Below are 839 nucleotides of genomic sequence, written 5' to 3' on the forward strand. Positions count from 1 at the left end.
CAACCATTCTTTCTATACCTTTAATCTTATTTTCACTGCAGCTTCTATTTGGGTTTGATTCTCCTTGGATGCCTAATTGGCTAGAAAGGAAATCTTTTCAACGTTCAACACTAGCTCTCGTGGTAGAGAAAACTTCACCTATATTAAAAAAAATAGAAAAGTTCATGAAACCAAGAATGTCTTTTATTTTTCTTGGTCCGGGTGAAAAGATTCTAGCTTTTATGATGTTGCTTTGTGCAATAATAATAGCTCTTCCATTACCTTTTACTCACTTCCTTCCTGCAATTGGTATAACTCTTATTTCACTCGGCATTATGGGTAAAGATGGATTTTTATCTACGTTAGGAGTGTTAGTTTCATTCTGTGCGTTATTGGTTACCCTTATTGTAATAGTTAAAGGACCAAAACTTATAGCCGGAACACTTTCTCTTCTTAAAAGCCTTATAACTTAAAAGCTTTACAACACTTTAATAAAAGAATGAAGTACAGCATGAAATGAATAATCGATATTGAAATATAGCAATAACTATGTTAGTTAGAAGTTATATTGTTATTAAAGGGTAACTGTGGAAAAAAGTGTGAAATTGACTGAAGATAAAAAATTGGCCTCTGATATTCTAAAAGAGGTTGCAGATACTAATAATAACGATAATGATAAAGTAACATTATTTGATATTAAAACAGCTTTACATGAGCGTGGTTTTGGTATTTTAATAATCATCTTCTCTTTACCGCTATCAGTACCTATACCTGTTCCACCTGGCTATACAACCATTCTTTCTATACCTTTAATCTTATTTTCACTGCAGCTTCTATTTGGGTTTGATTCTCCTTGGATG

Annotated in this window: 2 protein-coding genes; both read left to right on the plus strand. The window is 32.3% G+C overall.

Going from position 1 to position 839, the window contains the following annotated elements; translation table 11 throughout:
* Nucleotides 1-452, plus strand: a 452-nt coding sequence (locus tag ACJ5GX_RS06380; protein ID WP_495292822.1) for an exopolysaccharide biosynthesis protein, incomplete at its 5' end; no start/stop codon positions are given.
* Between the two features lie 114 nt (nucleotides 453-566).
* Nucleotides 567-839, plus strand: a 273-nt coding sequence (locus ACJ5GX_RS06385; RefSeq protein WP_495292823.1) for an exopolysaccharide biosynthesis protein, incomplete at its 3' end; no start/stop codon positions are given.

The sequence above is a fragment of the Wolbachia endosymbiont of Tuta absoluta genome, assembly GCF_059414725.1.